The sequence below is a fragment of the Cryobacterium sp. BB307 genome (genome assembly GCF_012274275.1).
Classification (GTDB): domain Bacteria; phylum Actinomycetota; class Actinomycetes; order Actinomycetales; family Microbacteriaceae; genus Terrimesophilobacter.
The window spans coordinates 1067527-1093846 of record NZ_JAANZA010000001.1 but is presented as its reverse complement, the minus strand read 5'-3'; the positions used below and the strand labels follow the sequence as shown (position 1 = coordinate 1093846).

Genomic DNA, 26320 nt, shown 5'->3' with positions numbered 1-26320 from the left:
ACGTCGAGCACTCAACGCTACCAATGGCGCTCACCCTTCCCCCAATTGCCCACTTCCGCCCCTGTTTCGGGCCAAATTGGGGGCCAAAGTGGGCAACTCGGCTCCGAACCATCGCGCAAGCCCGCCGATAGTCTTGGGGCGTGGACGGTGCGCGCTTCAGAATGGGCTTCGCGATCCTGGCACTGTTCACGGTGCTGGCTGGCGACGCCTGGCGCTACACCCTCAGCTGGTGGGGCTACAGCGTCATCGCCATCGCCATCGCGACGGTGAGCGTTCTGATCCTCATCCGCGAGCGCGACCGCTGGCGTTTCGGCGGCCTCCCGCTGCCGCTGGTCCTTTTCGTCGCCTTCGCCGCGCTGAGCACGGCGTGGTCCTTCTACCCCGGCTCCACCGCGCTCGCGACCCTCACCACGCTGATGACTGTGACCGCCGGCATCGCCCTCGGCGTCGCCTACTCGTGGACTCAACTGCTGAAAGCGCTCGGCTGGGCGTTGCGCTTCATCCTGGGCCTGTCACTGCTGTTCGAGTTCGTGGTGGGCTCGTTCATCCGGCAGCCCGTGCTGCCGCTGTGGGTGGACTATCCGGATCGCGACCTTCCCAAGCTGCTCTACTGGTCGCGCGACCTGCTCTTCGACGGCGGCAAGATCCAGGGCATCGTCGGCAACTCGAGCCTGCTCGCGATGATCGCGCTGCTCGCGGTGATCGTCTTCGGCATCCAGCTCGCATGCCGCTCGGTGAACAAGTACTGGGGCTGGGTGTGGCTCATCACAGCCACGATCGTGATCGGGATGACCCGCTCTCCCACCATCTACGCGGCTCTCGCCGCCATCGCGTTCGTGCTGTTCGTCGTGCTGCTGCTGCGCAAGTCGAGAACACCCGGCCAGCGCACCGCCGTCTACGCCAGCGCGGTGATCGCCCTCGGCGCTGGCGTCGCCGTCATTATCGCCTTCGGCCAGCAACTGCTGGAGGCAGTCGGCAAGTCGCCTGACCTCACCGGGCGCCTCGGCATCTGGGAGACCGTGATCGGCATGGCGCAGGAGCGCCCGTGGTTCGGCTGGGGCTGGGTCAGCTTCTGGACGCCGTGGGTCGAGCCGTTCGACGACCTGGTCTTCCACGCCGGCGTCGTGCAGCTGCACGCCCACAACGCGTGGCTGGACGTGTGGATGCAGCTCGGCATCGTCGGCCTGGTCCTCTTCGGCATCCTGGTGCTCACGGCGTTGGTGAAGGCGTGGCAGCACGCGGTCGACCGGCCGCAGCAGCTTCCGGATGCGCCGCAGCCGTACACCGCGATCACGCTGCTGCCGCTGCTGATCATGGTTGCGCTGATCGTCCAGTCGCTTGCGGAATCGCGGCTGCTGATCGAATACGGGCTGGTGCTGTTGACCGTTGTCGCGGTCAAGACGAAACGGCGTGAGCTGACGTGAGGGCGGGGCAGCGGTTCGACGTGACGATGGCGTTCCTGTCATCGGCGAGGTTCGTGACCGCGCTCACCACCGCATCCGTCGGCACCGCCCTGCTGGCATTCTCGATCCGGCAGACGATCGGCTGGGCCGGGCTGTTCACCATCCTGATCATCGAGGTGGCGCTGTTCGCAATCGCGCTAATCGGACGCCGCGGTGAGATCGAGTGGAGCGGCCTGCTGCCGATTTCGCTGATGGTGTTCATGGGCTGGGCCGTCCTGTCGATGTTCTGGAGCGTGTACCAGTGGGCGACACTCGGCGGGCTGCTGTATTCGCTGGTCTTCACGGTGCTGGGCGTCTCGGTGGCGCTGCTGCGCGACACGATCCAGATTGTGCGCGCGTTCGGCGATGTGTTCCGGTTCGTGTTGCTCCTGTCGGTCGCGATCGAGGTGCTGAGCGGGCTGCTGATCGATACCCCGATCTGGTATCTGGACATCCGGGGCAACCTGGACCGTGGCGGGCCGATCCAGGGCGTGCTCGGCGGCAACGACCAACTCGGGGTGGCCGCGCTGATCGCGTTGATCACCTTCGCGATGGAGTGGACGACGAGGTCGATCCGCCAAGAGGTCGCGATCGGGTCGATGGTGCTCGCGGCGGTCGCCCTGCTGTTCAGCCGGTCGCCGATCGCCTACGGCGCGCTGCTGGTGGTCGCCATCGCGGCCGTGGCGCTGATGCTGCTGCGACGGCTGACGCCGGAACGCCGGCGCAACTGGCAGATCGGCCTGCTCGGCGGGCTCGGGGTGCTCGGTGTCGCGACCTGGCTGGCGCGCGGGGTGATCATCGACGCCTTGGATGCGACCCGCGAGCTCACCTCGAGGCTGCGGCTGTGGCGCGAGGTATGGGACTTCATCCCGCTGCACCAGCTCGAGGGCTGGGGCTGGATCGGGCATTGGCGGATGGAGTTGCCGCCGTACTACACGTTCGTGCCGCTGCGGGATGACCCGACCGAGTCGGCCGGGAACGCCTGGCTGGATGTCTGGCTGCAGCTCGGACTCGTCGGGCTGGTGGGATTCATTGTGCTGGTCGTGCTCGCCTTCACGCGGTCGTGGCTGCTCGCGGCGAAGCAGCGCAGTGTCGTCTACCTCTGGCCTGCCTTGGTGCTCGTAGTGCTCGTGATCAGTTCGCTCGCCGAAAGCCTCGTGCTGGTGGAATTCGGATGGCTGACGCTGGTCGTCTGCACCGTGAAAGCGTCCCGCGAGCTGAGTTGGCGGCAGGCGTTCAGCACGTCCGCCCCGAGGCCGCCGGAACTACCGCACGAGCGCCCCGCCGCCTGAACGGCGGGCGAGCACCCAGATGTGGCGACGGCCCAGCGGCAGGATGTCGACCGTGACGTCTCCGGACGGGTGCCGGCGCAGCGTGTTCTCAGCAACCCGTGCCCCACGCCATGCCCGGCTCAGCGTGCGGCGGCCCCGCAGCAGGTGCCAGACGTGGCCGACCCAGTCCAGCATGCGCGGCACGACCCCGCCGCGCCGGAACTGGATGAGCGCCCAGCCGCCCGGCGCGAGCACGCGAAGGGCCTCGGCGAAGTACCGCTCCTGCGCCTGGGCGGTCGGCACGTGCTGCATGGTGATGTAGGAGAAGACGGCGTCAACCGAAGCATCCGGGACCGGCAAATCGCCCTCCCCCGACACTTCGACGTACGAGACGTTCGGCAGGTCGGCCAGGTTTGTCCGCGCACGAGACAGCATCTCGTCGCTCACGTCGGTCGCGACCACCGAGCCCGCCAGCTCGGCCAGTCGGCGCGTCATCCGCCCGACGCCTGACCCGATCTCGAGAAGACGCTCGTCCCCGCGCAGCTTCAGGCCAGCGAACGACAGGAACGTGTCGACCTCCCGCGCGCCACTGGCGAAGAACTCGGCGCTTTCGGTCGTGTACCCGGTCGCGATGTGCCACGCTGCGTTCTCGCGCGCGGCGCGGTTCCAGAACCGCTTGGAGGCCTCAGGTTGGATCACGTCGATATGTGTAGCAAAAGCGTCTGCGGAACGCCGGGGATGTCATGGTGCGAGACGGATCGTATCGGGCGCTACTGTGGGTGCGTCCGCGAAGAGGGAGAGCTGTGCTCACAAAAATGAGAAGCGCTGTCGATCTCGCTTCGTTCTTGATGCGTGCCGAGTGGGCAATTTTGCTGAGTGTTGGTAGCTTTCTGGTTGGATCCCTCCCCATGCTCGTCGGCCTACCGCCCGTAGTTGGCTGGGCGATCGCGGCAGCGGGCTTCGTCGTCGGTGTTGTGTTCATCGTCAAGGACATCTTCGGACTGCTCGGCCGCTGGTCAGAGTGGAGCATGCGTAAGGTAACCGCGCCAGTGGAGTTCGACGGTGAGCTTGTGGTGCCGGGCCTTCCCCAAATCGTGACCACTGAGGTCGGTAGGGTCGCCATTGATCCCGACGTTGACGCACTGCTCGCGAATAGTCAGTGCAACGTGAAGTGGCAGAGCGACCCTTATGAGCTGCCATCACCACTCGCTGAGATCGCCCCCTACGTCCTTCGCACCAGTGCCCAGGGACGCTGGCCCTTTAACGGTCCGAACGTTCGCCTGGAAAGCGACATATCCGCCGAATTCCTCACCGACAACCGGGATGTACTCATGCGACCGGGAAACTTCTATCGGGGCCTGTGTTCCAACGAACTCACTTCCTGGGTCATCACACGCGGCGGCACTCGCTGGCCCTTCGAGGAACAATTCATCTTCGATAGCCAGCATCGAATCCAAGCGCTGAGTCAAAGCCAGTTGCTAAATGGAGTCGGCGTCTCGACGCTTGCGGTGACAACCGACGATCGGCTGGTCATCGTCTTGCAGTCCAGAAACTCGCAGACGAGTGCGGGAATGTGGGCACCGTCGGGCTCGGGCGCCCTCGAACCTCAGGATGTTGCCGCCTCCCCTGACCAACTTCTTGTGAACGTCGTCTCGGCTGGCGCAGTTCGTGAGCTTCGAGAGGAAGGCAACCTCTCCGCGACAGCGGTCGGTGCTTCCGAAGTGATCGGATACGGCCGCTGGCTCGATCGTGGTGCCAAACCGGAGTTCTACTGCCTCACCGCGCTAACTGTGGCGTCGACCGAATTGCGGCTCGGATCAAATGCGCATCGCTTTGGTACGGAAGAGCGGACCTGGACGGCAGACATCCAGTTGATTGAACTCGACTTTGCCGGCGCGCAGTCGAGGGTCGACAACGACTCTTCCAGGCCGCTCTGGCGTTCAAGTCTTCTCGTTCCGAATCCCGCCGTTCTTATCGGAAGCGTCTCTGTTTCGCTGTCCTTGGCGCTGGACGCCCTTGTTCGCGCGCTCAGGCGAGACCCCGATATTGTGAGCAGGCTCCGTGGTTTAGGTCGCGCCAGTCAGGTCGAAGAGTGGCAAGGAACTGAGGCGCACTAACGCGACTGTTGCTCGAGGTCGGCCAGCACCATCCGCTCGACCAGCTCGGAGAATCCGACGGTCGGCGCCCAGCCAAGCTCTGCGCGGGCCTTCGACGCATCGGCGCGCAGTTCGGCCGGATCCGCCGGCCGCACGAAGGCGTCGTCCGCGACCAGGTACTCATCCGCCGACCCGAGACCGGCCGCCGCGAACGCCGCATCGGCGAACTCGCGCACGGTGTGGGTCTCGCCGGTGCCGATCACCCAGTCGCCGGGCTCCGGATGCCGCACCGCCAGCTGCAGGGCACGAACATAGTCGGGAGCCCAGCCCCAGTCGCGGCGAGCGTCGAGATTGCCGAGGACCAGCCGGTCGTCGAGGCCGAGCGTGATCCGCGCCGCACCGCGGGTGATCTTGCGGGTCACGAATCGGTCCGGTCGCAGCGGCGACTCGTGGTTGAACAGGATGCACGACGACGCGTGCACGCCGCGCGCCCGGTACACGCCCACCAGGTGATGGGCGAGCGCCTTCGCGGCGCCGTACGGCGACGACGGCCGGATCGGTGTCTGCTCGTCTTGCGGGGCGGCGGCGTTCCCGAAGATTTCAGCACTCGCGGCGAGCACGAACCGCGACCCGACCTCGGCGGCCGCCTCGAGCAGCCGCGCGGCGGGCAGGGCGGTGGTTTCGAGCGTCCCCACCGGGTCGTCCCAGGACGCAGCCACCGACGTCTGCCCGGCCAGGTGGTACACCTCGTCCGGCCGCAGCTCGCGCAGCAGCCGCCCGATCAGCGCCGCGTCGCGGATGTCGCCGCGGTGCACGCTGATCAGGTCGGCGGCATCCGGTGCGCTCTCGCGCACCAGCGCGTGCACGTCGTGGCCCTCGTCGAGCAGGTTCCGGATGAGCAGGGTGCCGTCCTGCCCGCTGGCGCCGGTGACGAAGACGACGGACATGTCAGCTCGCCCGTTCGGCGTCCAGGTCGGCGTCCACCATCATCGCCACCAGTTCCCGGAACCCGACGGTGGGTTGCCAGCCGAGCTTGTCGCGCGCCTTGCTCGCGTCCCCGATCAGCAGGTCGACCTCGGCGGGCCGCTCGTAGCGCTCGTCGTAGCGCACGTACCCGGACCAGTCGTCAATGCCGATGCGCTCGAAGGCGACATCGAGCAGGTCCCGGATGCTGTGGGTCTCGCCCGTCGCGACGACGTAGTCGTCGGCGTCCGGCTGCTGCAGCATGAGCCACATTGCGCGCACGTAGTCGCCGGCGAAGCCCCAATCGCGCTTGGCGTCGAGGTTGCCCATCGCGATGGAGTCCTGCCGTCCGAGTGCGATGCGGGCGACCGCCTGGGACACCTTGCGGGTGACGAATTCGGGGCCGCGCCGCGGCGACTCGTGGTTGAACAGGATGCCGCTGGAGGCGTGCATGCCGTACGACTCGCGGTAGTTGATGGTCATGTGGTGCGCGAACGACTTCGCCACCCCGTACGGCGAGCGCGGCCACAGCAGCGTCGTTTCGCGCTGCGGCACCTCCTGCGCCTTGCCGAACATCTCCGAGCTGGAGGCCTGGTAGAAGCGGACCCGATCCGAGTTGTTGCCGGCGTGCAGCCGGATGGCCTCGAGAAGATTCAGCGCACCCTTGGCGGTGACGTCGGTGGTGATCGACGCGTTCTCCCACGAGTATGCGACGAACGAGATGGCGCCGAGGTTGTAGACCTCGGTCGGGTTGGATCGTTCGAGCACCCGCAGCAGCGAGGAGGTGTCGGTCAGGTCGCCGAACAGCAGTGTCGCCTCCGGCAGCGCCTCGCGCACGAGCGGGATCTTCGGGTTGTTCTGCCCGCGCACCAGCCCGAACACTTCGTAGCCCTCGGCGGTCAGCAGTTCGCCGAGGTAGAGGCCGTCCTGGCCGGTGATGCCGGTGATGAGAGCGCGCTTCATCGTGTCCTTCGTGTGCGTCTCCGCCGCCGGAGAGGTGTTGAGTACCCCTTACGGTACTGGCTGCACGGGTGTCGCGGTCACGGTCGCGTCCTCCAGCGCAGCGCGACGAAGATGGCCTGGCAGGTGACCGAGGTCAGTTCGCCGATGGCCAGGCCCCACGCACCGCCGGCGGCGCCGAACGCACCGGCGAGGAGCAGGATGGCTGGCACCCCGGCCGCCGCGCCGATGAGCACGCTGGTCATGAACTCGCGGCGAGCGCCCAGGGCGACCAGCGTGACCCTGCCCAGCACCGTGCCTATGGCGATGCCGAGGGTGGCGACGCCGAAGCCGAGCGCGGTCGCCGTGTCGATGGCGACCGTTTCGCCGAACAGCAGGCCGGATAGGAACGGCCCCAGCAGCGCGAACGCCGCGAGGCCGAGCAGGCCCAGGCATCCGTGCAGCAGGAACGCGCGGCGCACCCGTGCCGGGAACTCGCGGCCATCGTCCTCGACCACCCAGCCCTGCAGCGCGTTGCCGAGCGCGGACACCGAGTACTGGCCGATCCGGTACAGCTTGTCGCCCGAGACGTACGCCGCCGCCTGCGCGGTGGGCGCCGTGATGCTGACGAAGGTCACCGCAAGCGAGTTGTAGGCGCCCCCGGCTATTTCGGTGGTCATCGCCGAACGGTTTCTGCGCAGTGTGCTCCGGATCTCGCCTGGTCGCGCCACGAGCACGTCGCGCGCGCCGACCGTGCGCAGGAGGTAGGCGGCGATGCTGGCGATCGTGGCGACAATAAGCAGTGCCGGGTACCAGGTCACCTGTCCGAGCAGCAGTAACGCCGCCGCGGCGAGGGCCGTGGCGACAATCCGGGGCAGGATCTCGTACCGCACGATCAGGCCGGCACGGCCGAGTCCGATCATGAACCAGGATGACGACAGCCCGGTGAGGGTCATCGCGACGCTCATCAGCGCACCGTCCAGCCGGTTCGCCTCCGGGGAGGCGACGGCGGCGATCACCGCTGCGACGATGACCGCGGGCAGGAACAACGCGAAGCGGGCGTGCACGCTGCGGCGCAGCAGCTCGGTCCGGGCATCCGGTGCCGCGAGGGCGACCATTGTCGGTCCGACCGTGTTGTAGCCGAGTGCGACGAACAGCGCGGCGAACGCGCCGACCGACTGCCCGATGGCGATGGCGAGCCAGGCATCCGCTCCCGCCACGCGCGCCAGGATCGGCAGGAACAGGAACGGCGTGACCAGCGACAGGAACGGCAGACCGGCAAAAGCGAGGATGCGTTGGGTGAGCGAGGGGGTGCTCGGTTGCGGTGCGCTCGCGGTCATGAGGTCACCTTATTGGGGGCCGCTCCTGGTAGGCGTGAGCTCACTCTGCAATGCCCTCACGCATCACGCGAGTGATGTCGTCCCGAATTCCGAGAGGAATGTATCTGAGCCCGTTTTCCCGGATATCGGGCCAGGATTCGCGGGTCACGTCGTAAATGATTGTCGTCGTTGTTCCTCCATCTGCCCGCGCCAGAGGCGTCTCATCTTGTGACACGGCGACGAAACCTAGCTGAGTCAGGATGTGGCGCATTGGAGCGTTGTGAGCGAGGACGCGACCGGTCAGGCGTCTCGCTTCAAGCCTGTCGAACGCATGGCCGTGGGCTAGAAGCGGCAGCGCTTTGCCTAGCCCAGCCGGTGCGCGGACGGGATCACCGAGCGCGATACCCCAGCTTCCCACTTTGGCCTGATCGTCCCAGTTCTCTATTTGGAACCAGCCGACTGGCACACCATTGCTTTCGACGAGGATTGTGCGGTCACGCATAGCCGGATGCGCGCGCGAGAACCACGCCTCGTGGTGTTGTCGAGGAATCTCAGCGTCGTTCGTGCTGACGTGTCTTATGCGGTCAGAATTGCGCCACTCCCACAGTGTCCACTTGTCGCTAGGGCGAACTTGGCGCAGCGACACCAAGGTGGTCAGGGCTCCTCCAGCAAGCTCCACGACACGGGTGTACCTGCACTGGCCTGTCGCGTGAAGGCTCGACCCATGACCTGGGCTATCGCCGCGGGAGGAAGCCCGCCGGCCGGCCTGACGGAGCGAATGTTTTCTGGGGTGGCGATGTCACCGGCTCGGACGTCGGCCGTAACGTACAGCGATGGACGCAGACGCAATGACTCAGCTTCGGCAGCTGTAGCCCAGACGCTCGCCGAACCCAGAGCACGGTGTGCTGCGTCGCATCCGTCGACGAGCTGCTTGACTTCGTCAGGTTCGAGGGAGAACGCGCTGTCTACACCGCCATCGGCTCTGCTGAGGGTCACATGCTTTTCGATCACGGTCGCTCCGAGAGCGACCGCTGCGATGGAGACGCCAGTTCCGAGGGTGTGGTCCGAGAGTCCGACCTTCACGCCGAAAAGGTCGGCAAGCACGGGGATGCGACGCAAGTGTGCATCATCGGGCGACGCGGGGTATGAGCTCGTGCACACAAGAAGAGTCAGGTCAGCGCAACCGCCGGCCCGCGCCGCATCGACGGCTGCCGCGATCTCTGCGACGGTGGCGGTGCCGGTCGAGAGCAGAACCGGCTTACCGGTCTGTGCGACGCGTTCTATGAGCGGAAGGTCGACGATCTCCAGTGACGCGATCTTGTAGAGCGGCACATCAAGCTCTTCGAGGAAGTCAACCGCAGTCTCGTCAAACGGTGTGCTGAATGCCACCATTCCGAGTTCGCGGGCGAGTTCAAAGATGGGCTGGTGCCACTCCCACGGAGTGTGGGCCTCCGCATAGAGGTCGTGAAGTGTGCGATTGCCCCACAGTTCGTGTCCGTCACTGACGCGGAAAGCTGGCGCGTCCACGTTCAGTGTGATCGTGTCCGCCGTGTAGGTCTGAATCTTGACCGCATGCGCACCGGCCCCGCCCGCGGCCCGCACTATGTCGAGGGCCCGCTCGAGGGATCCGTTGTGGTTGCCGGAGATCTCGGCGATCACCATGGGTGATCCTGTCGTTGTCACGAGAGCGCCTTCCGCACGAGTTCAATCACTCGATCCTGATCCGACGCGGAAAGGTTTGCAAACATTGGAAGCGATATCTCTTCCTTGTAATACTGCTCAGCCACGGGACACATTCCTCGCTTGTAACCGAGGTCCTCGAAGTAGGGGTGCCAATACGCGGGGATGTAGTTGACCTGTACGAGCACTCCTTGTTCCCGTAGGAACTCGAAAACACTGCGCCGCCGGTCTTCGCTGACTCGAATCGGGAAAAGGTGCCACATCGGGTCAACGTAGGCGCGTTGGTGGGGCAGCCTGACTCCGTCAAGGTCTCCTAGGCCTTCTGCGTAACGCTGGAAAACTTTCTTTCGAGCGTCCTTGAAGTCGTGTAACCGTTTGAGCTGACTTAGTCCGAGCGCGGCGAGCACGTCGGGGAGTCGATAGTTCAATCCCAGTTCGTGAACTTCTTGGTGCCATGGGCCTTCGTCCGGGTAGCGCTGTGCATGCTTGTCGCGAACAAGGCCGTGCGATTTGAACCTGCGGGCACGTTCTAGAAGTTCGGAACGTGTCGAGACGATTGCACCGCCTTCGGCCGTAGTCAGGTTCTTCGTGGGAAAGAACGAAAACGTGGTGATGTCGGCTACGGAACCAACTGGGCGTTCTCGGTATGTCGATGCGATCGAATGTGCTGCATCCTCCAGTATCACAACATCGTGCCCGGCGACTGCCTCGCGCAGGGCGGTGAAGTCGGCGGGGTGCCCGGCGTAGTCGACCGCGGCGACGGCTCGGGTTCGCTCAGTGATGAGTGCGTTGACCGCGTGTGGGTCGATGTTGCCCGTGTCTTCTTGCACATCGGCGAACTCGACCGTTGCCCCACTCAGAATCGCGGTGGATGCTGTTGCGACGAATGTCAGGGGAGTTGTGACGACGACGCTTCCCTTGTCGAAGCCGATCGCGGCGTAAGCGCAGTGAAGGGCGGCGGTACCGGAGCTCACGGCAACTGCTTCGGGCACACCTGCGATCCCTGCGATGGCTGCCTCGAACTCGGCAACGGTGGGCCCCATGGTGAGCCATTCGCCGCGGACGGCGGTGGCGACTGCGGCGACATCATCATCGTCGATCGACTGGTGTCCGTATGGAATAGCCACTAGTCGAGGCTCTCAAGCACGCCTCGAAGCTCGTCGACTCCAAGCCATTGTTCGTTGGTGTCTGATTGGTATGCGAACCCCTCTGGGAGGGTGTCGCCTTCCGGCGGTGTGAATCCCCAGTTGGCGATTGTTGGCAGGACGACGTAGCGGTCCCCCAATCGAAGCGTGCGGCGGCTGTCGTCGAGCGAGATCATCTCTTCGTGAAGCTTCTCGCCGGGGCGGATACCGATCTCGTGGGTTTCGCTCCCTGGGGCGATCGCCTCGACGAGGTCGAGGATTCTCATGCTGGGGATGCGAGGGACGTAGAGCTCACCACCTTGCATGAGGTCGAAGGAGTCGATGACGAACTGCACGGCCTGTGGCAGGGTGATCCAGAAGCGTGTCATACGAGCGTCGGTGATGGGGAGCGACTTGCTTTCCGCGGCCAATGCTTTGAAGTATGGAATCACGGATCCACGACTGCCCATGACGTTGCCGTAACGCACCACACTGAAGCGGGTTCGGTGTCCGGCGGCATAGTGATTCGCGGACTGGAAGAGCTTGTCGGCCGCGAGCTTGGTCGCGCCGTAAAGATTGAGCGGGCTTGAGGCTTTATCTGTTGACAAGGCGACGACTTTTTGCACGTTGGCGTCAATCGCCGCTTCGACGACGTTTTGTGATCCAACGATGTTGGTCTGCACATACTCGAACGGGTTATATTCCGCGGTGTCCACTTGCTTCAACGCGGCGGCGTGGACGACGAAGTCGACATCGTGCATCGCCCGGGTGAGGCGGTGGCGATCCCGGATGTCGCCGATGAACCAACGCAGCCGAGGGTCGTCTTGCAAGCCCTGTCGTACCTCGTACTGCTTGAGCTCGTCACGGGAGAAAATGACGATACGCTTCGGGTCGAACTCGTCGAGAGCACGACGAATGAAGGCCTTTCCGAACGAACCGGTTCCCCCGGTTACCAGGATCGATGACCCTCTTAGTATCGACATTGTCAACCTCTCGTGTGCGGAACGCCTCATAGACTCGCGTACGAGAATACGCCAGACCCCGTAGCCACCCGGACAGCGCGAGATCGGAGCAGTTGGAATGCGTGTTCTTCTGCGCGCAGACGCGGACTCCCTACGAGGAACAGGGCACGTGATGCGCTGCCTCTCGTTGGCTGAGGCGTTGATGCAACGCGGTCACACCGTAAGTTTGATGGCGTGCATCTCCTCAGTGCCGTGGCTTGAAGATCGACTCGCGGACGTTGCGATTGCGGTAATCCCCTGTGAACCAGATTCTCTTGATCTTGATGCGATCAGAGGTCATGAGCCAGATTGGGTCGTCGTTGATTCGTACTGGATCCCTCCGGACGAGATAACGCGCATGAACTCTGAAATCCGGTGCTTAGCGATCGTGGACGGAGACGATCGGGGAATCGTCGCGTCCCTCTACCTTGACCACAACTTGGGGGCGGAAAAGTCAATCCCGCCAGAACGCGCACCCGGCCGCACCCTTGCTGGCTCGCAATTCTCTCTGATCCGCGACGAAATCCTCCAAGCACGCCGCGAGGCTCCGGAAGCAATCCAGCACGACCCACCCCATGTGCTGGCTTTCATGGGGGGCACAGATCCGAATGCCTTGGTCGTTGATGTCGTTGCAGCGTTGTCTCGCAGCGATCTCCACCTGACGCTTACGGCCATTTGTGCGGCGGGTGCGATGGAATCGGTCGTTGAGATCGCACGCGAGAACCCAAATATTGAGGTACTCGGCACCACAAATGAACTCCCGAAATTGCTGAGCCGGGCGGACACGGTTATCTCCGCGTCGGGTACGAGCGTATGGGAACTTTGCACGCTCGGGATCCCCAGTCTTGTGCTTGCCACGGTTGATAATCAGTTGCGAAGCCTGGCTGCGGTGCGTGACGCCGGCGTGGCATACGGCATCGATGCCACGGGCAGCTTGGTCGCGGAGGACTTTGTGGCCGCGACCCGCACGCTTCTGACGGATGACGGAGCTCGGCATCAACTAGCGGCGCGCTGTCGGGACCTGTTCGATGGCCTCGGAAAAGATCGAGTGGCGGAAGCGATGGAGATGATGCTCGCGTGATTCAAACTCTGGCGATCCTCCAGGCGCGGGCGAGTTCTACGCGGCTGCCGGGAAAGGTTCTGGCACCCGTCCTTGGCGAGCCGATGATCGGCCGTCAGTTGGAAAGAATCGGCAGAGCAAACGCCATCGACGAGGTCGTTGTAGCCACATCGATCGACGAGTCCGATGACGATCTCGCGGAGGTACTCGTCAAAGGGGGCGCCATCGTTCGCCGGGGTCCTCTGGAGGACGTGTTGGCCAGGTTCAATCAGGTCCTAGATGAGTTTCGCCCCTCGCACATCGTGAGGCTCACAGCAGATTGCCCCCTCACCGACCCCGATGTCATCGACCGCGTTATCGAAGCTCATCTGGAATCGGGTGCCGATTACACATCAAATGTGCTCACTCGCACCTTCCCACACGGCTTGGATGTTGAGGTGTTCAAAGCCGAAGCGATGCGTCAGCTGCAATCGCTTCGGCTGAGCGATGAGGAGCGGGAGCACGTCACTCTCGGTATCTACTCGCGTCCCGACGAGTTTTCTCTCCACTCGGTGACTCAGAGGACGGATCAATCCCACTTGCGTTGGACCGTCGACTACCCGGCCGACCTGGAATTTGCTCGCTCCGTCTATGAGCGCCTCTACCCGCGCATCCCGGCGTTCACCACGTCTGATGTGATTGACCTTCTAGCCAGTCAGCCTGAACTGGCGGAGATAAACGCCCGCCTCTAAGCGCTGGCCGTCCCCCTGCGTCACGTTTCGGCTAGCGAGCCGCACGTCATTTGTGCAACGGCCCGCCTTGGAACTGTTGCGAACAGCCGGCCTCCCCGCAAACTTGCTCTCCGACTGGCCAACCCATTGGTCCTCGAATCCAACCTCGGGCAATCCATGCCGTCTCGATCAGCGACCTGTGTTCCACGCGGAATACACCTGCCGCACTTGAGTACAGGTACCCACCTTGGAAAATCTGTACTACGCCGTTGCCGTTCACCGTTTCAAACGGCTTGCCTGGGTCTAATGGGTAACCCAAGACACCTGAAGGACCATCGCGATCCTCATAGGATTTGGCGAGGACACCCGTCACCGGATAGACCGCCGACTGGCTCGGGCCGCCGACATAGCCGCCCTGGAACCTTTGCAGACAGCCGGTCGACCCGCACTCCAACTCCGATACTGGCCACCCCAGCGAACCTCGGATCCAGCCATCGCTGATCCAGTGAGCCTCTACCGGTGATCTATTCACGACCCGGAAAACTCCGGCGTCGCTGGAGTACAGATACCCACCTTGGAAGATTTGCACTACCCCATTACCGTTTACGGTCTCAAATGACTTGCCCGCATCCAGCGCGTTACCCAGAGCACCCGCAGGACCTCCATTGGCGTCGTAGTACGACTTGATGTCAGGATCGGTCACCGGCCAGAAGACTTCACCGGAAGACGAAACGACGCCGCCCTGGAACTGCTGGGTGCATCCACTCGCTGCACATTGCATCTCGGCAACCGGCCAACCCAGCGCCCCGCGAATCCAGCCCTGAGCGATCCAGTTCGATTCAACTGGAGACTTGTGAACCACGCGGAAGACGCCAGCCGCGCTTGAGTACAGGTACCCGCCTTCGAAGATCTGAACGATGCCGTCGCCATTTGCCGTGTCGAATGACTTTCCCGGATCGCGAGGTTGCCCTAGAACGCCGCTCGCGCCTCCACTGGCCTCGTAGTAGGCCAAGATCTCACGATCAGTAACGGGCCACCCGACGCCGCCGGAAGATGACACCGTCCCTCCTTGGAAGGCCTGTGTACATCCGGTGGGGCCGCACGTCTCTTCGCCTATCGGCCAGCCCAATGACCCGCGAACCCAACCTTGTGCGATCCATGCAGCTTCGATCGCAGATCGGTTCGCCACACGGAAGACACCCGCGTTGCTCGAGTAGAGGTAGCCGCCCTGGAAGATTTGCACCACGCCATTGCCATTGGCCGTTTCGAACGGCTTGCCCGGATCCAATGGGTATCCCAGCACGCCTGCCGAGCCTCCACGGTTCTCATACGAGTCCGCAAGGGCGCCGACCACCGGATGCACCACCGTCTTGCTCGGGCCGCCGATGTAACCGCCTTGGAACTGCTGGATACATCCTGCAGAGCCACACTCGAGCTCCGACACTGGCCAACCCAGCGAGCCGCGGACCCAGCCATCAGCGATCCAGTGGAACTCGACGGGCGACCGGTTGATTACACGAAACACGCCGGCGTCGCTCGAGTAGAGATAGCCCCCTTGGAAGACTTGTACAACACCATCGCCGTTGACCGTCTCGAACGATTTTCCTGAATCCAGCGGATAGCCCATTGCATTCGCCGGCCCACCGCGCGACCTGTACGAGTCCGCAATGACTCCGGATACGACGTGAGCGCCACCGGACTTGGTCCAGCCGATGATCCCGTGTTCGAAGTCCTGCCAGCAAGAGGTACTTGAAGGGGGACAATTCAGCGTGGCGACTGCCCGTCCGAGCAGACCGTTGGGGCCACCTGCAAGGTCGTGGGCAAGTGCGATTGCCGCAGCACCACTCGTGGCGGCCGGATCCCCGAACCAGTCGCTGTAGAAGAACCAGAAGTTGCGGTTTCCGTAGGACGAGCATGAATCGCCAGTCCCAGGGTACGAGTGCATTGCGGCGGAGTTGGGCTGATACGGGGTGTAGTTGTAAAGCCCAGCTGTTGCCCAGTTCTTGATGTTGACCGTAGTGCCACCGCAAGCAGTGTTCGGGTGATACTGCACGTACACGTTGCCAGGGTGGTAGCGAAACCGGTTCTCGGGCAATTGGTAGACCTTGAATTGCCTTGAGGCCATATACAGCTGATTGCCGAAGCCGTAGTAGAGCTCATTGCATGGCGCGGTGTCGGGGCATCCGTAGCCCATGGCGATACGAACCGCAGACTCCGAGGCTGTACTGCGAGTGATTAGACCCTGCTCCTTCTGGAGCGTGACGAGGAGCACCTTGGCCGAAATTCCGCACGCTTGCTGTGCGCGGAAGATGATCGTCGAGGCCAGAAGGTTCGATCCCCCCTGGAAGGCTTGGCAATACACATGTCCAGGTCGTGCTTGGTCAGAAATGTACGCAGCACGGTTTGCAACCGTGCTGCGGTAGGAAGCCAATGCACTTCCGCGCGCGACCAGGAACGCCTGAATCTGCGACTCCGTCATCGCACTGCCGTCATAGAAGTTGTCGTCGCTAATGATGTTGCCGGGATCAAAAGTCACCGGGTTGGGAAGTGCCGCTTCGGCGCGCTCTGACGGAATTAGTGCGACGAGGAGCGCCGGCAGCATCGATAGAGCCGCGAGCGCCGCAACCCCCTTGCGCCCTCGCCGAATGCGTTCCGTCGAAATATTTGCCACGATCACTCCCCCGCGTGCTTGCCGCACGAGTGTATGGCACCATTGCCTCAAATTCCGGCACTGCCGGACCGATAATTTGTCGTGTCCAAGGGCCCATTTGCGCGTGTAGTGCCGGGTGCGGCATTTCCGAGGCTACGGAACGGCGCTAGGTGCCGAGAGTGACGTTGCTCCCTGCGACATACTGTCGACGCGCATGATTGGAATCCGCCATGCCTCTGAGCCTGAAGCGGCATGACCCCACGCGGCCGCCCGTAGGCGTTCGAAGTATCTCCTCTGCCCGCGCAGAAAGATAGTTGAAACCCAAATCGCTCGCCATGGCACGCGTCGACCTTCTGGCAGTGCCATCGCTCGAGGAAGAGGATTCTTCGGCAGGTCGAATTCTTGCGCGAGCTCTCTGTAGTACCTATGGACTCGCGCCGAAACCAACCAGCTTCGGGCATACCAGAGTGAAGCGAAATGAGCGATCAGGCGGCCCGTCGCCTCTGCCAGACGCAATCGCCTCAATGAGTCGAGGAAACCAGTGTTGGGGTAGTTCATGCCGAATATCTGGCACGTTGTCTTGCCGAAAAAGAGGTCGATGAACCGGTTCTCGACTGCTTCGACTTCTGACGGCCCCATCGCGAGTCGGCGGGCCGCTGCAAACCCCCACACCGCTGTATGCAACCGATCGAAATAGCGCGGGCTCAACGCCCGGCGCGTGATGCTCTGAAACTCTTGATGATGCGTGTAGCCGACGAGGTCTGCTTTATGAAAACGCGTGACAAAGAACGGCAACACCAGAGTGAGAAGGTTGTCCTCGAAAAAGCAATACTCTGGGTACCACAGTTCGTTGGCTATGAGCAGTTCGCGCCGTGTGATCTTTGTAACGAGCGAGCCGTAGGTGCGGACCAAGCCGGATCGAATCTCGCTGGACACACCATAAGTTCCCGCCGTGATACCCATGGTGTTGGTGACTGGTCCCGACACTCCGTCCGCCATGTCAAAGTCGATGAAATCGAGCCCATCGTGCTTGAGCCGGTCGAAATACGCCAGAGCCTCGGCCGTAATGTCATCGTCGCAGTCGACGAACCACACATAGTCACCCCGGGCGTGCCGCAAGCCGTTGTTCCTGGCCCTGCCTGGACCCGCGTTCTCCTGCCAGAGGATCTTCACCGGCACCGTGCACACTTCGGCAAAGTTCGTCAAGACGTCCCTGGTCCCATCCGTGGACCCGTCGTCGACGCAAATCACCTCGACAGAACCGTTAGGTAGATCCGCTAGCGTCCTCAAGAGGCGTGCTGAGTTGTTCTGCGAATTATGAAATGGAATGATTATCGACAAGCTCGGAGTCGGTCTGCCCAGACTCGCTACATCGTTACTCGACACCCGCGAGACTCTACCAACTGGCTCGTGCTCGGCTCGTCCGGTTGACGGCTCGGCGAGTTTGCGGGTCCAACCGATCAGCCGCTAACGCACGTACGCTCGCCGCAATCGTCCATCTCGCCAGACGAGCGTGCGCAAGCAACTACGATGAAGAGGTTGGCTGCCTGCCGCCTACCTTCCGGAGCACTAATGATCGCCTCGAACGACCACGTCCATGGGTCTGCCGACGTAGCCCCAACCGCGGAAATCGCCGCGAGCGCGCGAGTTTGGCATTACGCGCAGGTGCGCGAGGATGCAACGCTCGGCGAGAACGTCATTGTCGGCCGGGGTGCTTACATCGGCCCGGGCGTTCATGTCGGGGACAACTGCAAGATTCAGAACTACGCACTGGTCTACGAGCCGGCCCGCCTTGCGCGCGGGGTATTCATTGGACCAGCCGTCGTTCTTACCAACGATCAATTCCCGCGCGCCGTCAATCCAGACGGCTCCGTGAAGTCTGCGACGGACTGGCAACCCGTGGGCGTCGACATCGCTGAGGGGGCGTCCATCGGTGCAAACAGCACATGCATTGCACCGCTCAAGATTGGGCGATGGGCTCTCGTTGGCGCCGGATCGGTAGTGGTTAAGGACGTTCCCGATTTCGCGCTCGTCGTTGGCAGCCCCGCACGGCGCGTCGGCTGGGTAGGCAAGGCCGGGCACCCACTCGTCCGAGAAAGCCGCGAACTTTGGGGCTGTCCCGTGACGAACGCCAAGTACCGCCAGACCGACGAAAACGCTCTCATGGAAGTGGAGAATTGATGATCCCCGCCGCTAGGCCCGAGATCGGCGAAGACGAGCGCGCCGCAGTTGACCGCGTTCTACGCTCCGGCATGCTCGCTCAAGGACCGGAGGTTGCAGCGTTCGAATCCGAGTTCTCCGAATGGGTTGACGGTCGGCACTCAATCGCAATGAACTCCGGCACGTCTGCCCTCCATTTGGCCTTCCTCGCTGGAGGTATTGAGCCTGGCGATGAAGTCATTGTGCCGTCGTTCAGTTTTGCTGCAACGGCGAACGCGGTCAGCCTCGTAGGCGCAACGCCCGTCTTCGTCGATGTCGAACTCGATCACTTTGCGATCGATGTCGCCGCCGTTGAGGCCGCGATAACTCCTCGCACAACAGCAATCATGCCTGTTCACCTTTACGGCCATCCGGCTGACATGGTCGCTCTTACGGCCCTTGCGGAGAAGCACGACTTGCTTCTTTTCGAAGACGCAGCGCAGGCTCACGCCGCCTCCATCGAGGGCAAGCCCGTAGGTGCGTGGAGCGAGGCGGCATCCTTCTCGTTCTACCCCACCAAGAACATGACGTCGGGCGAGGGAGGCATGATCACCACCGCCTCAGATCAGGTGAATCGAGTCGCTCGGATGCTCCGGAACCAGGGCATGGAACGGCGCTACGAAAACGAATTGATCGGCTTCAACACACGCATGACTGACATTCATGCAGCTATCGGACGGGTACAACTCAGGAAACTCGAAGCATGGACCAAAGCTCGTCAGCGCAACGCCGCGTTCTTCAACGAGCATCTCGACGGCGTTGTCACGCCCCCCACCGCCGCGAATGCAGTGCACGTCTATCATCAATACACGATTCGGGTCGTCGACCACGATCGCGACGCCTTCGCGAACGAACTCACGAACCGCGGAGTGGGCAGTGGAGTGTACTACCCGACACCGATTCACAGGCTTCCGTCGTTCGGCCTTGACCTCGACCTGCCGAATACTGAACTCGCCGCGCAACAGGTGCTGTCGCTTCCCGTGTACCCGTCCCTTAGCGATGCCGAGCGGGAATCAATTGTGGAAGCGGTTAACGCCGTTGCTAGGGCGGGCGCTTGATGGCGCTTCGCGCGGGTCTCGTGGGCCTTGGCGTGATGGGAAGCAATCACGCAAGGGTGCTTGCAAATCTCGACGGTGTCGAACTTGTCGCTGTCTTCGACCCGGCCGAAAACGTTCCCGAGCGCGTTCACGATCGTCCGGTCATCCGCGACCTCGACCGCTTTCTTGGGCTGGGTCTTGACTACGCAGTCGTCGCTGCACCAACCGTGTTCCACCTGCAACTCGGAACACGACTCGCGGAGGCGGGCGTGCACGCCATCATCGAGAAGCCTGTCGCATCCACCGCCCAAGAATCTCGCGAACTTCGAGATCTCTTTGACGCGAAAGGACTAATCGGTGGGGTCGGCCATATAGAGAGGTACAACCCCGCGTTGCAGGCAGCTCGTCAGCGCATTCAAGATGGCGTGCTTGGAGAGATCTACCAGATCGCCACTCGCCGGCAGGGTCCGTTCCCCGGCCGGATCGCAGACGTAGGTGTCATCAAGGATCTTGCATCGCACGACATCGACCTCACCGCCTGGGTTGCGCAACAGGAGTTCGTTTCTGTTAATGCACGCACGGCACACCGCAGCGGTCGTCCCCACGAAGATATGGTTGTCGCCGTCGGTACGTTGTCGGACGGCACGATCACCTCGCACACCGTGAATTGGCTCACCCCCTTCAAGGAGAGAGTGACGATCATCACTGGTGAGAATGGCGTACTCCTCGCCGATACCCTGAGCGCGGACCTCACCTACTTCGAGAACGGACGCATTCAAGTTGCCTGGGATCCAGGCGAATTCCGCGGGGTCTCAGAAGGAGACATGACCCGTTTCGCGCTCGACCGCAAGGAGCCGCTGCGAATGGAGCACGAGGCATTCCGGGACTCAGTGTTAGCGGGCGAGCCCCGCGGCATCGTGACTCTTGCCGAAGGGACTCGCGTCGTTGAGATCGCCGAGAGCATGAGCTTAGACGGGCGCACTAACCGGCTGGACGCTCACGCAGAGTAGCCGCATTAATGCACCCTCTGCAGGTCGCCTAATTCAAGCGAGCCTCGGCCCAACTCCGGAAATTCTCGACTGCGCCCGGCTTCCAAATCGAATCAAGAACCGAAGGCTCATCATCGGCCTCGGCGTCGAGCATCGCCCGCGAGATTCGATCAACCTCACCTACTCCTTGTAGCGGTGGTCCAAAAAGGTCCCCGACGTAATAGTCGGTGTAGGGACTATCGCGCACGAACACCTGGCAACCCATGGCAAGGGCCTCGAAAAGAACGGTACTCGCCGTTCCCACGACCGCTCTTGCAGTAGAGAGCGATTCGTAGACATCGGCGTTGTCATCGACATGGAGCCCGGGCTCAGCCAGCATCCGCCCATACCGAGACGACAGAACCGCGCGCTCTGAAGGATGCGGACGAAAGCGCACCACCCATTCGGGAGGCAATGCTCGACGCAACGAACGGGCGAACTCGATCGTCTCTTCAGGGAACGAAACGCTGGAAACCAAGAGCACCTCCGAGGGGCGTTCGTTCCATTGTTCAGCTTTGGCGGCCATCGATTCCAGATGAGGCTTCCCGATTGCGATCGCGCGACCGGGGTGCCGAATACCGCTGCTCCAGTATTCGCCGAAGGTCAGGACTTCGTCCGGCAGCGTGACGAGGAGTTGGGGATCGCGCATTGCAGCGCCGAAATTGTAGGCGCCGTGAGTCGGTCCGATCCAGCCATGCTGCGGCTCCACGACGAGTATTCCCCTCGCCTTAAGCATCGCAATGAGTGCCGCCCTGCCCCCGTATGAGGCGTCTTCCATAATGACTATTCGGGGTCGCACGCGATCAAGAAGCTTCGAGAACTCTGCTTCGAAGTACGGCGCGATCGAGGCAGAATAAGTCGCGCTGGCAGCTATCGCCACTAGTTGGTCGTCGGTGATCTGTCCCTCCAGCCGCGCGGCAAACTCCCGCACTAACCGTCTCACGAGCGCCGAATCCACTCTCTTGCGAGATAGTCGTGCGTAGCCGCCGGAACGCGCTGCCATGGGGTCCAGCGACCGCGTCATGGTAAAGGCCGGCGGCGGAGAACTGATCGCGTGCCACTGCACAACTGCCGATAATTCAGGGAACAGATCGAGATAGTCACCGATGAGCCAATTCCGTAGACCCGCCGACACGCTGTGGGTCGTCCCGCCGCCAACTATGTACAGGATCGGGCGCTCGGATCGGAGTTGCCGTGCGTCCCACTGTGAAGGCAGCAGGGAACGCAACAACCGTTGCCACGCACGCACTTGCGATGAAGCGGCTGGTTCTGAGGGGGCCGAGCCGTAGTCTCGGTGTTGCATGGCCGTCATGAATGCAGTACGCACATCGGGCCATAGCGGAGAAGTAGCTCCCGGAATTCGCTCGAACAGGATGTCGGGCGCCGCATCCTCAAGGTCCAGAAGCGCCTGCGTGCCTGGAGCCGTCTTGAGCTTCATGAGCGGTCCGCCAGAGATCTCAATTGAGCGGGAGCGGGGTAGGAGATGAGCACCGCGCGGTGCTTGCCGTTGAGCACGAACATGCTGCCTGCCGCGACCGCGGATGCTCCCTTGTCGAGCGCAGCCCTGAAGTCGTCGAACCCTGACGCCCCACCCAGCGCGATCACGGGCACACTAACCGCGGCCGCGACAGACTCGACGAGTGGCAGGTCGTAGCCGGTGAACGTACTCTCGCGGTCGATCGAGGACACGAGGATTTCCCCAGCTCCGAGCTCCTGCGCGCGACGAGCGGCTTCGCTCGGCGACAGGCCCGTGCGCTTCGAGCCACGGCGGACGTAGGTATCCCATCCGCCTGTCAGCTTCTTCTTGGAATCAATGCTCACCACAGTGCTGGACGAACCTAAGTCCTCTGAGATCTCAGTGACACTCTCTGGCCGCATCACAAACGCGGTGTTCAGCACAATTTTCTCGATCCCGATGCCGACGACGCGCTTCGCGTCCTCGGCCGACGTGACTCCGCCTCCATAGGCCACCGGCATAAAAGCCTCGCTGGCGATCTCCTCGATAAGCGTGAAATTCACTCCGGTGCCCTTGACAGATGCGTCAATGTCGCACACTACAAGCTCGTCAACCTGCTTTTCGTTGAAGATGCGGACAGCGTTAATGGGATCGCCAATGTACTTCCCGCCCCGGAACTTGACAGGCTTGACCAAATATCCGTCGCTGACGAGCAGCACCGGGATCACTCGAGGGAATGAGTTCATAGGTTCGCGAAGTTGCTCAGGATACGCATGCCGAAGGCATGGCTCTTCTCCGGGTGGAATTGAGCACCCATGACGTTGTTCGATCTGATCATCGACACAAACGGACCCCCGTAGCTAGTGACACCCAGCACGTCTTGATCTCTGATGGGTGAGACCCTGTATGAGTGCACAAAGTAGAACCGACTCTCGGGATCGAGTCCAGAAATTAGAGGGTCATCGCGTGCGGGCGCCATTGTGTTCCAGCCCATATGGGGCACGCGGAGTCCAGGAACTTCCGGGAATCTCGTGCTCGTGCCGGGAATCAGTCCCAGTCCCGGCGCCTCGCCCTCTTCGCTTCCATCGAGCAAGAGCTGCATGCCCAAGCAGATCCCAAGCAATGGCTTACCTGAAGCGGCGAACTCCCGTACAGCAGTGTCTAGCCCCTGGTCACTGAGGAGTTGACTCCCCGTGTCGAAAGCTCCAACCCCTGGCAGAAGCAGCCGGTCGCTCGCGGTGATCTGTTCCGGCGCGCTGACCAACCGCCACTCGGCTCCTACACGCTTGAGCATGTTGGCGACCGAGCCGAGGTTGCCTAAGCCGTAGTCGACGAGCGAGACGCTCATCGGAGGATGCGCAACTTTCTCAACACGCTTCCGAGCGCTGCAGTGAAGGCGAAGAGACGGTCAGTGGACGCTTTGGCGTTTGGGTATTGCGAGTAGTGCACTGGAGGTTGTTCGAAGATCGACTCGAGTTCAGAAGGGGTCACGCCGAGCTTCTTCGCGATGAACTCGTGATCCTGCCGCCGCAGATCGTCTGGGTAATTGGTGGTCTCCATCAGCGCGAGCGCTTCGTCTCGCGTCATCTGGTCGGACACAATGAGCGATGAGTAGTGCGCGAGACGCTTGTCGAATCCGAACTTGTGGGGCAGGTAGTAGCCCTGGAAGTATCGTGTGAACACGGACTCATAGTGCTTGCCGCCATAGTCGCGCCACGAGAGCTCGTCGGCGATTTCTTGCTTCGCATCCTTGTAGATGTACGGCATGTAGTTCAGTAGCGGGACCGTACGGATGCGCCTGACTTCGGGGTACCACAGGTTCCGCTTTGCTAGACCCATCAGTGGATACGTCTTGAGCTTTACCGTGCCGAACTGCTTCTGGATTGCCTTCACGTGTCTGGCGTCCGAGGAGTCGTAACCCCAAGCTGGCGGCAGGATCGACTCGCTCGCGAAGTTTGCGCCGGAGAGTATGTACTTGATCCCGTACTTCATCGCCTGCGAGTAGGCGACCCAGCTGAAAGCATGATCGGTAGGCGTATCCGCGTTGGCGACCGAAGCCTTAAAGAACGACAGCTGAAGGTCCTTCATCTCGCGCCAGTCGACCACGTGCGTGTATAGATCGAGGCCAAGCTTTGAAACGAGGTTGTGAATGTTGTCGACAGCGAGTTCGCTGTTCCATCCGCTGTCGAAATGTACGGCCAGCGGGCGAAGACCCAACCTCACGGCCTGGAGAGCTACGTAGGAGCTATCGACCCCACCGGAGATACCGATTATGCAGTCGTAGGGCTTTCCCTCGCCAGACTTTTTAATCTCGGCGACGAGAGCGTCGAGCTCCGAGATCCGCTCCCCCGCTTGCGCCCTTCGCAATTCCGGAGCAAACGCTGACTCGAAGCGCAGCACGTGGGACGACACGCCGCGTTCATCGAACCATATGTCGGGATCGGATGTGTCCATGATGGTGCGGGTACATCGCTGGTAAGGCCGAACCTCAGTCGACCGGGACACTGCTCTCGACTCTTTCATTACACAAAGCCTAAGCGAGACCAGCGAGCTGAGCCTGCTCTGCGAAATCTGGGAACTGCGTCACGAGCTGCTCGAATGTTCCCGCACCCGCCAACTCGCCGTGGCGCAAGAAGAATATTCGATCCGAGTGTTTGATAGTCGCGAGGCGGTGCGCAACCACGATGACGGTGACATCTCCTCCAAGGTTTGCGATCGACTCAGTGACTGCGGCCTCCGTCTTGCTGTCGAGTGCGCTCGTCGCCTCGTCCATGACAAGCACCAGCGGGTCGGTGTAGAGAGCTCTCGCAATTCCGAGCCGCTGTCGTTGACCCCCGGATAGCGCTATTCCACGTTCGCCGATCGGCGCATCGATTCCCCCATCACGATTGCCCACTACATCCCAGAGCTGCGCGCGCTCCAGTGCACTTCGCACGCGGTGACGATCAGCGTCGTCGGACCAAGTGAGCGCAACGTTCTGCGCGATGGTCGCATCGAAAAGTGCTACCTCTTGCGGGACATACGCCACTCGCTCACGCCACGCCCGACGAATATCGGAGAGCCTAACGTCGTCCACGAAGACATCACCGTGAGTCGGCTCGATGAGACCAAGCACTAGGTCCACCAACGTTGACTTGCCAGAGCCGGATTCTCCGACAAACGCGACCGTGGTGCCGAGATCTATGTCTAGCGAAAGGTTTGAGATCGCGGGCTCCGCGTCGTCGGCATAGCGGAACGTTACATCGCTGAGCCGAATGCGCGTGGCATTCTCTGGCACGGCCAGAGCCGACTCCGGTGCCGCGGTCTGAGCCGCAAGCTCCGTTTCTGCCATCTCCTCTAGCAGGCGTCGCGAGTAAGACATGTTTGCCAGCATTCCCGAGACCACGGACTGGACTCGTACCACTGATGGGGCGATCCGGAAGCCGGCTAGCCCAAACAAGGCGACGGCAGACAGTGCCAGTTCGGGACCCCGTTCTGGTCCGCCGAGAATGAAAGCCATCGCGCCGACAAGAAGGAAGCCTCCAACCAGGCCGGCCTCCAGCACATAACGCGGGATTGTTGCCAGGAAGATCATTGCAGCGCGGGCGGTCGCCGTGCCTGTTCGACTCGTCTTGACGACCCCCGCAACCTCGGATTCCTTGTTACGAAGCGCGACCTCCTTCATCGCGCCAACGATCTCAAGGACCAGTCTCCCCGTGCGAATCGCAAACTTCACATAGTTCTCGCCGACCGCCCGCGATCGTTTCCCGATCCACGCATGCAAGACAAGGCCGATCGCCAGCATATAAACCAAGGTGACAAGCGCCAGCAGCGGCTGCACCACCGCAAGCGTTGCGATAACAGCAACCAGACTCACAACCTCGCCAATGAGGGAGGCACCGGGAATGATAAAGGCGTTCACGGCCGCGTCGACTCCGCTGTCACTGAACCGGAGCATGTCCGCTGAATTGCGACGAAGGCGAGTCATCCAGGGGGCGTTTATGTAGGCACGAAATAGGCGGTCACCGATGGCAACCTCATACCGTGCAATCCGGTAGACACCCCAGCGGGTGATCACGATTGAGAAGAAACCTTTCGAGATCATCAATGCGCACATGATCACGATCGCCCCGATTACACCGGTCGTCGTCAGTTCGCCGATGACAGGCAGAGTCACGGGCTGCCCGGATGCGAGTGGTCCAATGATGACGGCGAGAAGCCCAAGCGCCGCCACGTCAAGAATCGAGAGTGACGCGAGGAGCCACGAGTAGCCGAGAACGAATCGCCGGCCGCCCGGCGGAAAGACCGCGAGAACATCCCGAAACAGGGAGTACAACTCTCTCAACCGTGACTCCATACCCTCGTT

The 26320-nt window shown here is 62.2% G+C and carries 23 protein-coding genes; 8 read left to right on the top strand and 15 right to left on the bottom strand.

The window, feature by feature from the left end; translation table 11 throughout:
* Positions 1–140 precede the first annotated feature (140 nt).
* Both HGK58_RS14025 and HGK58_RS05380 read left to right on the top strand, forming a co-directional pair.
* Positions 141–1424: an O-antigen ligase family protein gene (locus HGK58_RS14025; protein ID WP_210422615.1), complete on the top strand. Its 1284-nt coding sequence runs from the start codon at positions 141–143 to the stop codon at positions 1422–1424.
* Entirely contained in the window at positions 1421–2734 is a 1314-nt protein-coding gene (locus HGK58_RS05380) for an O-antigen ligase family protein (RefSeq protein WP_349236139.1), read from the top strand. Before HGK58_RS14025 ends, HGK58_RS05380 begins: the two co-directional genes overlap by 4 nt.
* Here the strand turns inward: HGK58_RS05380 and HGK58_RS05375 are convergent.
* Positions 2708–3412 (bottom strand): class I SAM-dependent methyltransferase, encoded by a 705-nt coding sequence (locus HGK58_RS05375; protein ID WP_168626461.1) that lies wholly within the window; start codon positions 3410–3412, stop codon positions 2708–2710. The two genes, HGK58_RS05380 and HGK58_RS05375, sit on opposite strands and share 27 nt — an antisense overlap.
* A gap of 116 nt (positions 3413–3528) precedes the next feature.
* Between HGK58_RS05375 and HGK58_RS05370 the strand changes: the two genes are divergently transcribed.
* A complete protein-coding gene (locus HGK58_RS05370) occupies positions 3529–4830 on the top strand; it encodes a hypothetical protein (protein ID WP_168626460.1) in 1302 nt (433 codons plus the stop codon).
* On the opposite strand, the gene HGK58_RS05365 is transcribed toward HGK58_RS05370, so the two are convergent.
* The 7 genes from HGK58_RS05365 to pseB all read right to left on the bottom strand — a co-directional run bounded on the left by HGK58_RS05365 (position 4827) and on the right by pseB (position 11817).
* Positions 4827–5756 carry a GDP-mannose 4,6-dehydratase gene (locus HGK58_RS05365; RefSeq protein WP_168626459.1) on the bottom strand — a complete coding sequence of 310 codons (930 nt, stop codon included), beginning with the start codon at positions 5754–5756 and terminating at the stop codon, positions 4827–4829. The two genes, HGK58_RS05370 and HGK58_RS05365, sit on opposite strands and share 4 nt — an antisense overlap.
* A gap of 1 nt (position 5757) precedes the next feature.
* Positions 5758–6735, bottom strand: a complete 978-nt coding sequence (locus tag HGK58_RS05360; RefSeq protein ID WP_168626458.1) for a GDP-mannose 4,6-dehydratase — start codon at positions 6733–6735, stop codon at positions 5758–5760.
* Between the two features lie 77 nt (positions 6736–6812).
* Complete coding sequence (locus tag HGK58_RS05355) at positions 6813–8051, bottom strand: polysaccharide biosynthesis protein (RefSeq protein WP_168626457.1); 1239 nt, start codon at positions 8049–8051, stop codon at positions 6813–6815.
* A gap of 40 nt (positions 8052–8091) precedes the next feature.
* Positions 8092–8709, bottom strand: coding sequence for a GNAT family N-acetyltransferase (locus HGK58_RS05350; protein ID WP_168626456.1), 618 nt, complete (start codon positions 8707–8709; stop codon positions 8092–8094).
* Positions 8685–9713, bottom strand: a complete 1029-nt coding sequence (gene pseI, locus HGK58_RS05345; protein ID WP_349236138.1) for a pseudaminic acid synthase — start codon at positions 9711–9713, stop codon at positions 8685–8687. Before pseI ends, HGK58_RS05350 begins: the two co-directional genes overlap by 25 nt.
* Entirely contained in the window at positions 9710–10837 is a 1128-nt protein-coding gene (locus HGK58_RS05340) for an aminotransferase class I/II-fold pyridoxal phosphate-dependent enzyme (protein WP_168626455.1), read from the bottom strand. Before HGK58_RS05340 ends, pseI begins: the two co-directional genes overlap by 4 nt.
* Positions 10837–11817 (bottom strand): UDP-N-acetylglucosamine 4,6-dehydratase (inverting), encoded by a 981-nt coding sequence (pseB, locus tag HGK58_RS05335; protein ID WP_168626454.1) that lies wholly within the window; start codon positions 11815–11817, stop codon positions 10837–10839. The genes HGK58_RS05340 and pseB overlap by 1 nt, the downstream gene beginning before the upstream one ends.
* A gap of 376 nt (positions 11818–12193) precedes the next feature.
* On the opposite strand from pseB, the gene HGK58_RS05330 reads away from it, so the two are divergent.
* A complete protein-coding gene (locus tag HGK58_RS05330) occupies positions 12194–12916 on the top strand; it encodes a glycosyltransferase (RefSeq protein WP_168626453.1) in 723 nt (240 codons plus the stop codon).
* Positions 12913–13626: a glycosyltransferase family protein gene (locus HGK58_RS05325; RefSeq protein ID WP_210422614.1), complete on the top strand. Its 714-nt coding sequence runs from the start codon at positions 12913–12915 to the stop codon at positions 13624–13626. The genes HGK58_RS05330 and HGK58_RS05325 overlap by 4 nt, the downstream gene beginning before the upstream one ends.
* Before the next feature lie 46 nt (positions 13627–13672).
* Here HGK58_RS05325 and HGK58_RS05320 read toward each other — a convergent pair whose 3' ends face one another.
* Together HGK58_RS05320 and HGK58_RS05315 are read right to left on the bottom strand one after the other, a co-directional pair.
* Positions 13673–16276 (bottom strand): hypothetical protein, encoded by a 2604-nt coding sequence (locus HGK58_RS05320; protein ID WP_168626452.1) that lies wholly within the window; start codon positions 16274–16276, stop codon positions 13673–13675.
* Positions 16277–16408: 132 nt separating this feature from the next.
* The gene (locus HGK58_RS05315; RefSeq protein WP_349236137.1) at positions 16409–17641 is read right to left on the bottom strand and encodes a glycosyltransferase family 2 protein; all 1233 of its coding nucleotides are present in this window, start codon (positions 17639–17641) and stop codon (positions 16409–16411) included.
* Positions 17642–17827: 186 nt separating this feature from the next.
* On the opposite strand from HGK58_RS05315, the gene HGK58_RS05310 reads away from it, so the two are divergent.
* The 3 genes from HGK58_RS05310 to HGK58_RS05300 are packed head-to-tail and all read left to right on the top strand — an operon-like array spanning position 17828 to position 20501.
* Positions 17828–18436 (top strand): acyltransferase, encoded by a 609-nt coding sequence (locus HGK58_RS05310; RefSeq protein WP_168626450.1) that lies wholly within the window; start codon positions 17828–17830, stop codon positions 18434–18436.
* Entirely contained in the window at positions 18436–19512 is a 1077-nt protein-coding gene (locus HGK58_RS05305; protein WP_168626449.1) for a DegT/DnrJ/EryC1/StrS family aminotransferase, read from the top strand. The genes HGK58_RS05310 and HGK58_RS05305 overlap by 1 nt, the downstream gene beginning before the upstream one ends.
* Positions 19512–20501 (top strand): Gfo/Idh/MocA family oxidoreductase, encoded by a 990-nt coding sequence (locus tag HGK58_RS05300; RefSeq protein WP_168626448.1) that lies wholly within the window; start codon positions 19512–19514, stop codon positions 20499–20501. Before HGK58_RS05305 ends, HGK58_RS05300 begins: the two co-directional genes overlap by 1 nt.
* A 28-nt stretch (positions 20502–20529) precedes the next feature.
* Here the strand turns inward: HGK58_RS05300 and HGK58_RS05295 are convergent, their stop codons facing one another.
* From HGK58_RS05295 to HGK58_RS05275, 5 genes are read right to left on the bottom strand one after another with little or no spacing between them, the layout of a single operon-like run.
* Positions 20530–21957, bottom strand: a complete 1428-nt coding sequence (locus tag HGK58_RS05295; protein WP_168626447.1) for a hypothetical protein — start codon at positions 21955–21957, stop codon at positions 20530–20532.
* Positions 21954–22721: an AglZ/HisF2 family acetamidino modification protein gene (locus tag HGK58_RS05290; RefSeq protein WP_168626446.1), complete on the bottom strand. Its 768-nt coding sequence runs from the start codon at positions 22719–22721 to the stop codon at positions 21954–21956. Before HGK58_RS05290 ends, HGK58_RS05295 begins: the two co-directional genes overlap by 4 nt.
* Positions 22718–23323, bottom strand: a complete 606-nt coding sequence (hisH, locus tag HGK58_RS05285; RefSeq protein ID WP_168626445.1) for an imidazole glycerol phosphate synthase subunit HisH — start codon at positions 23321–23323, stop codon at positions 22718–22720. The genes HGK58_RS05290 and hisH overlap by 4 nt, the downstream gene beginning before the upstream one ends.
* On the bottom strand, positions 23320–24498 hold the full coding sequence (locus tag HGK58_RS05280) for an N-acetyl sugar amidotransferase (protein WP_168626444.1): 1179 nt from the start codon (positions 24496–24498) through the stop codon (positions 23320–23322). Before HGK58_RS05280 ends, hisH begins: the two co-directional genes overlap by 4 nt.
* 10 nt (positions 24499–24508) lie before the next feature.
* Positions 24509–26299: an ABC transporter ATP-binding protein gene (locus tag HGK58_RS05275; protein ID WP_168626443.1), complete on the bottom strand. Its 1791-nt coding sequence runs from the start codon at positions 26297–26299 to the stop codon at positions 24509–24511.
* Between the last annotated feature and the right edge of the window lie 21 nt (positions 26300–26320).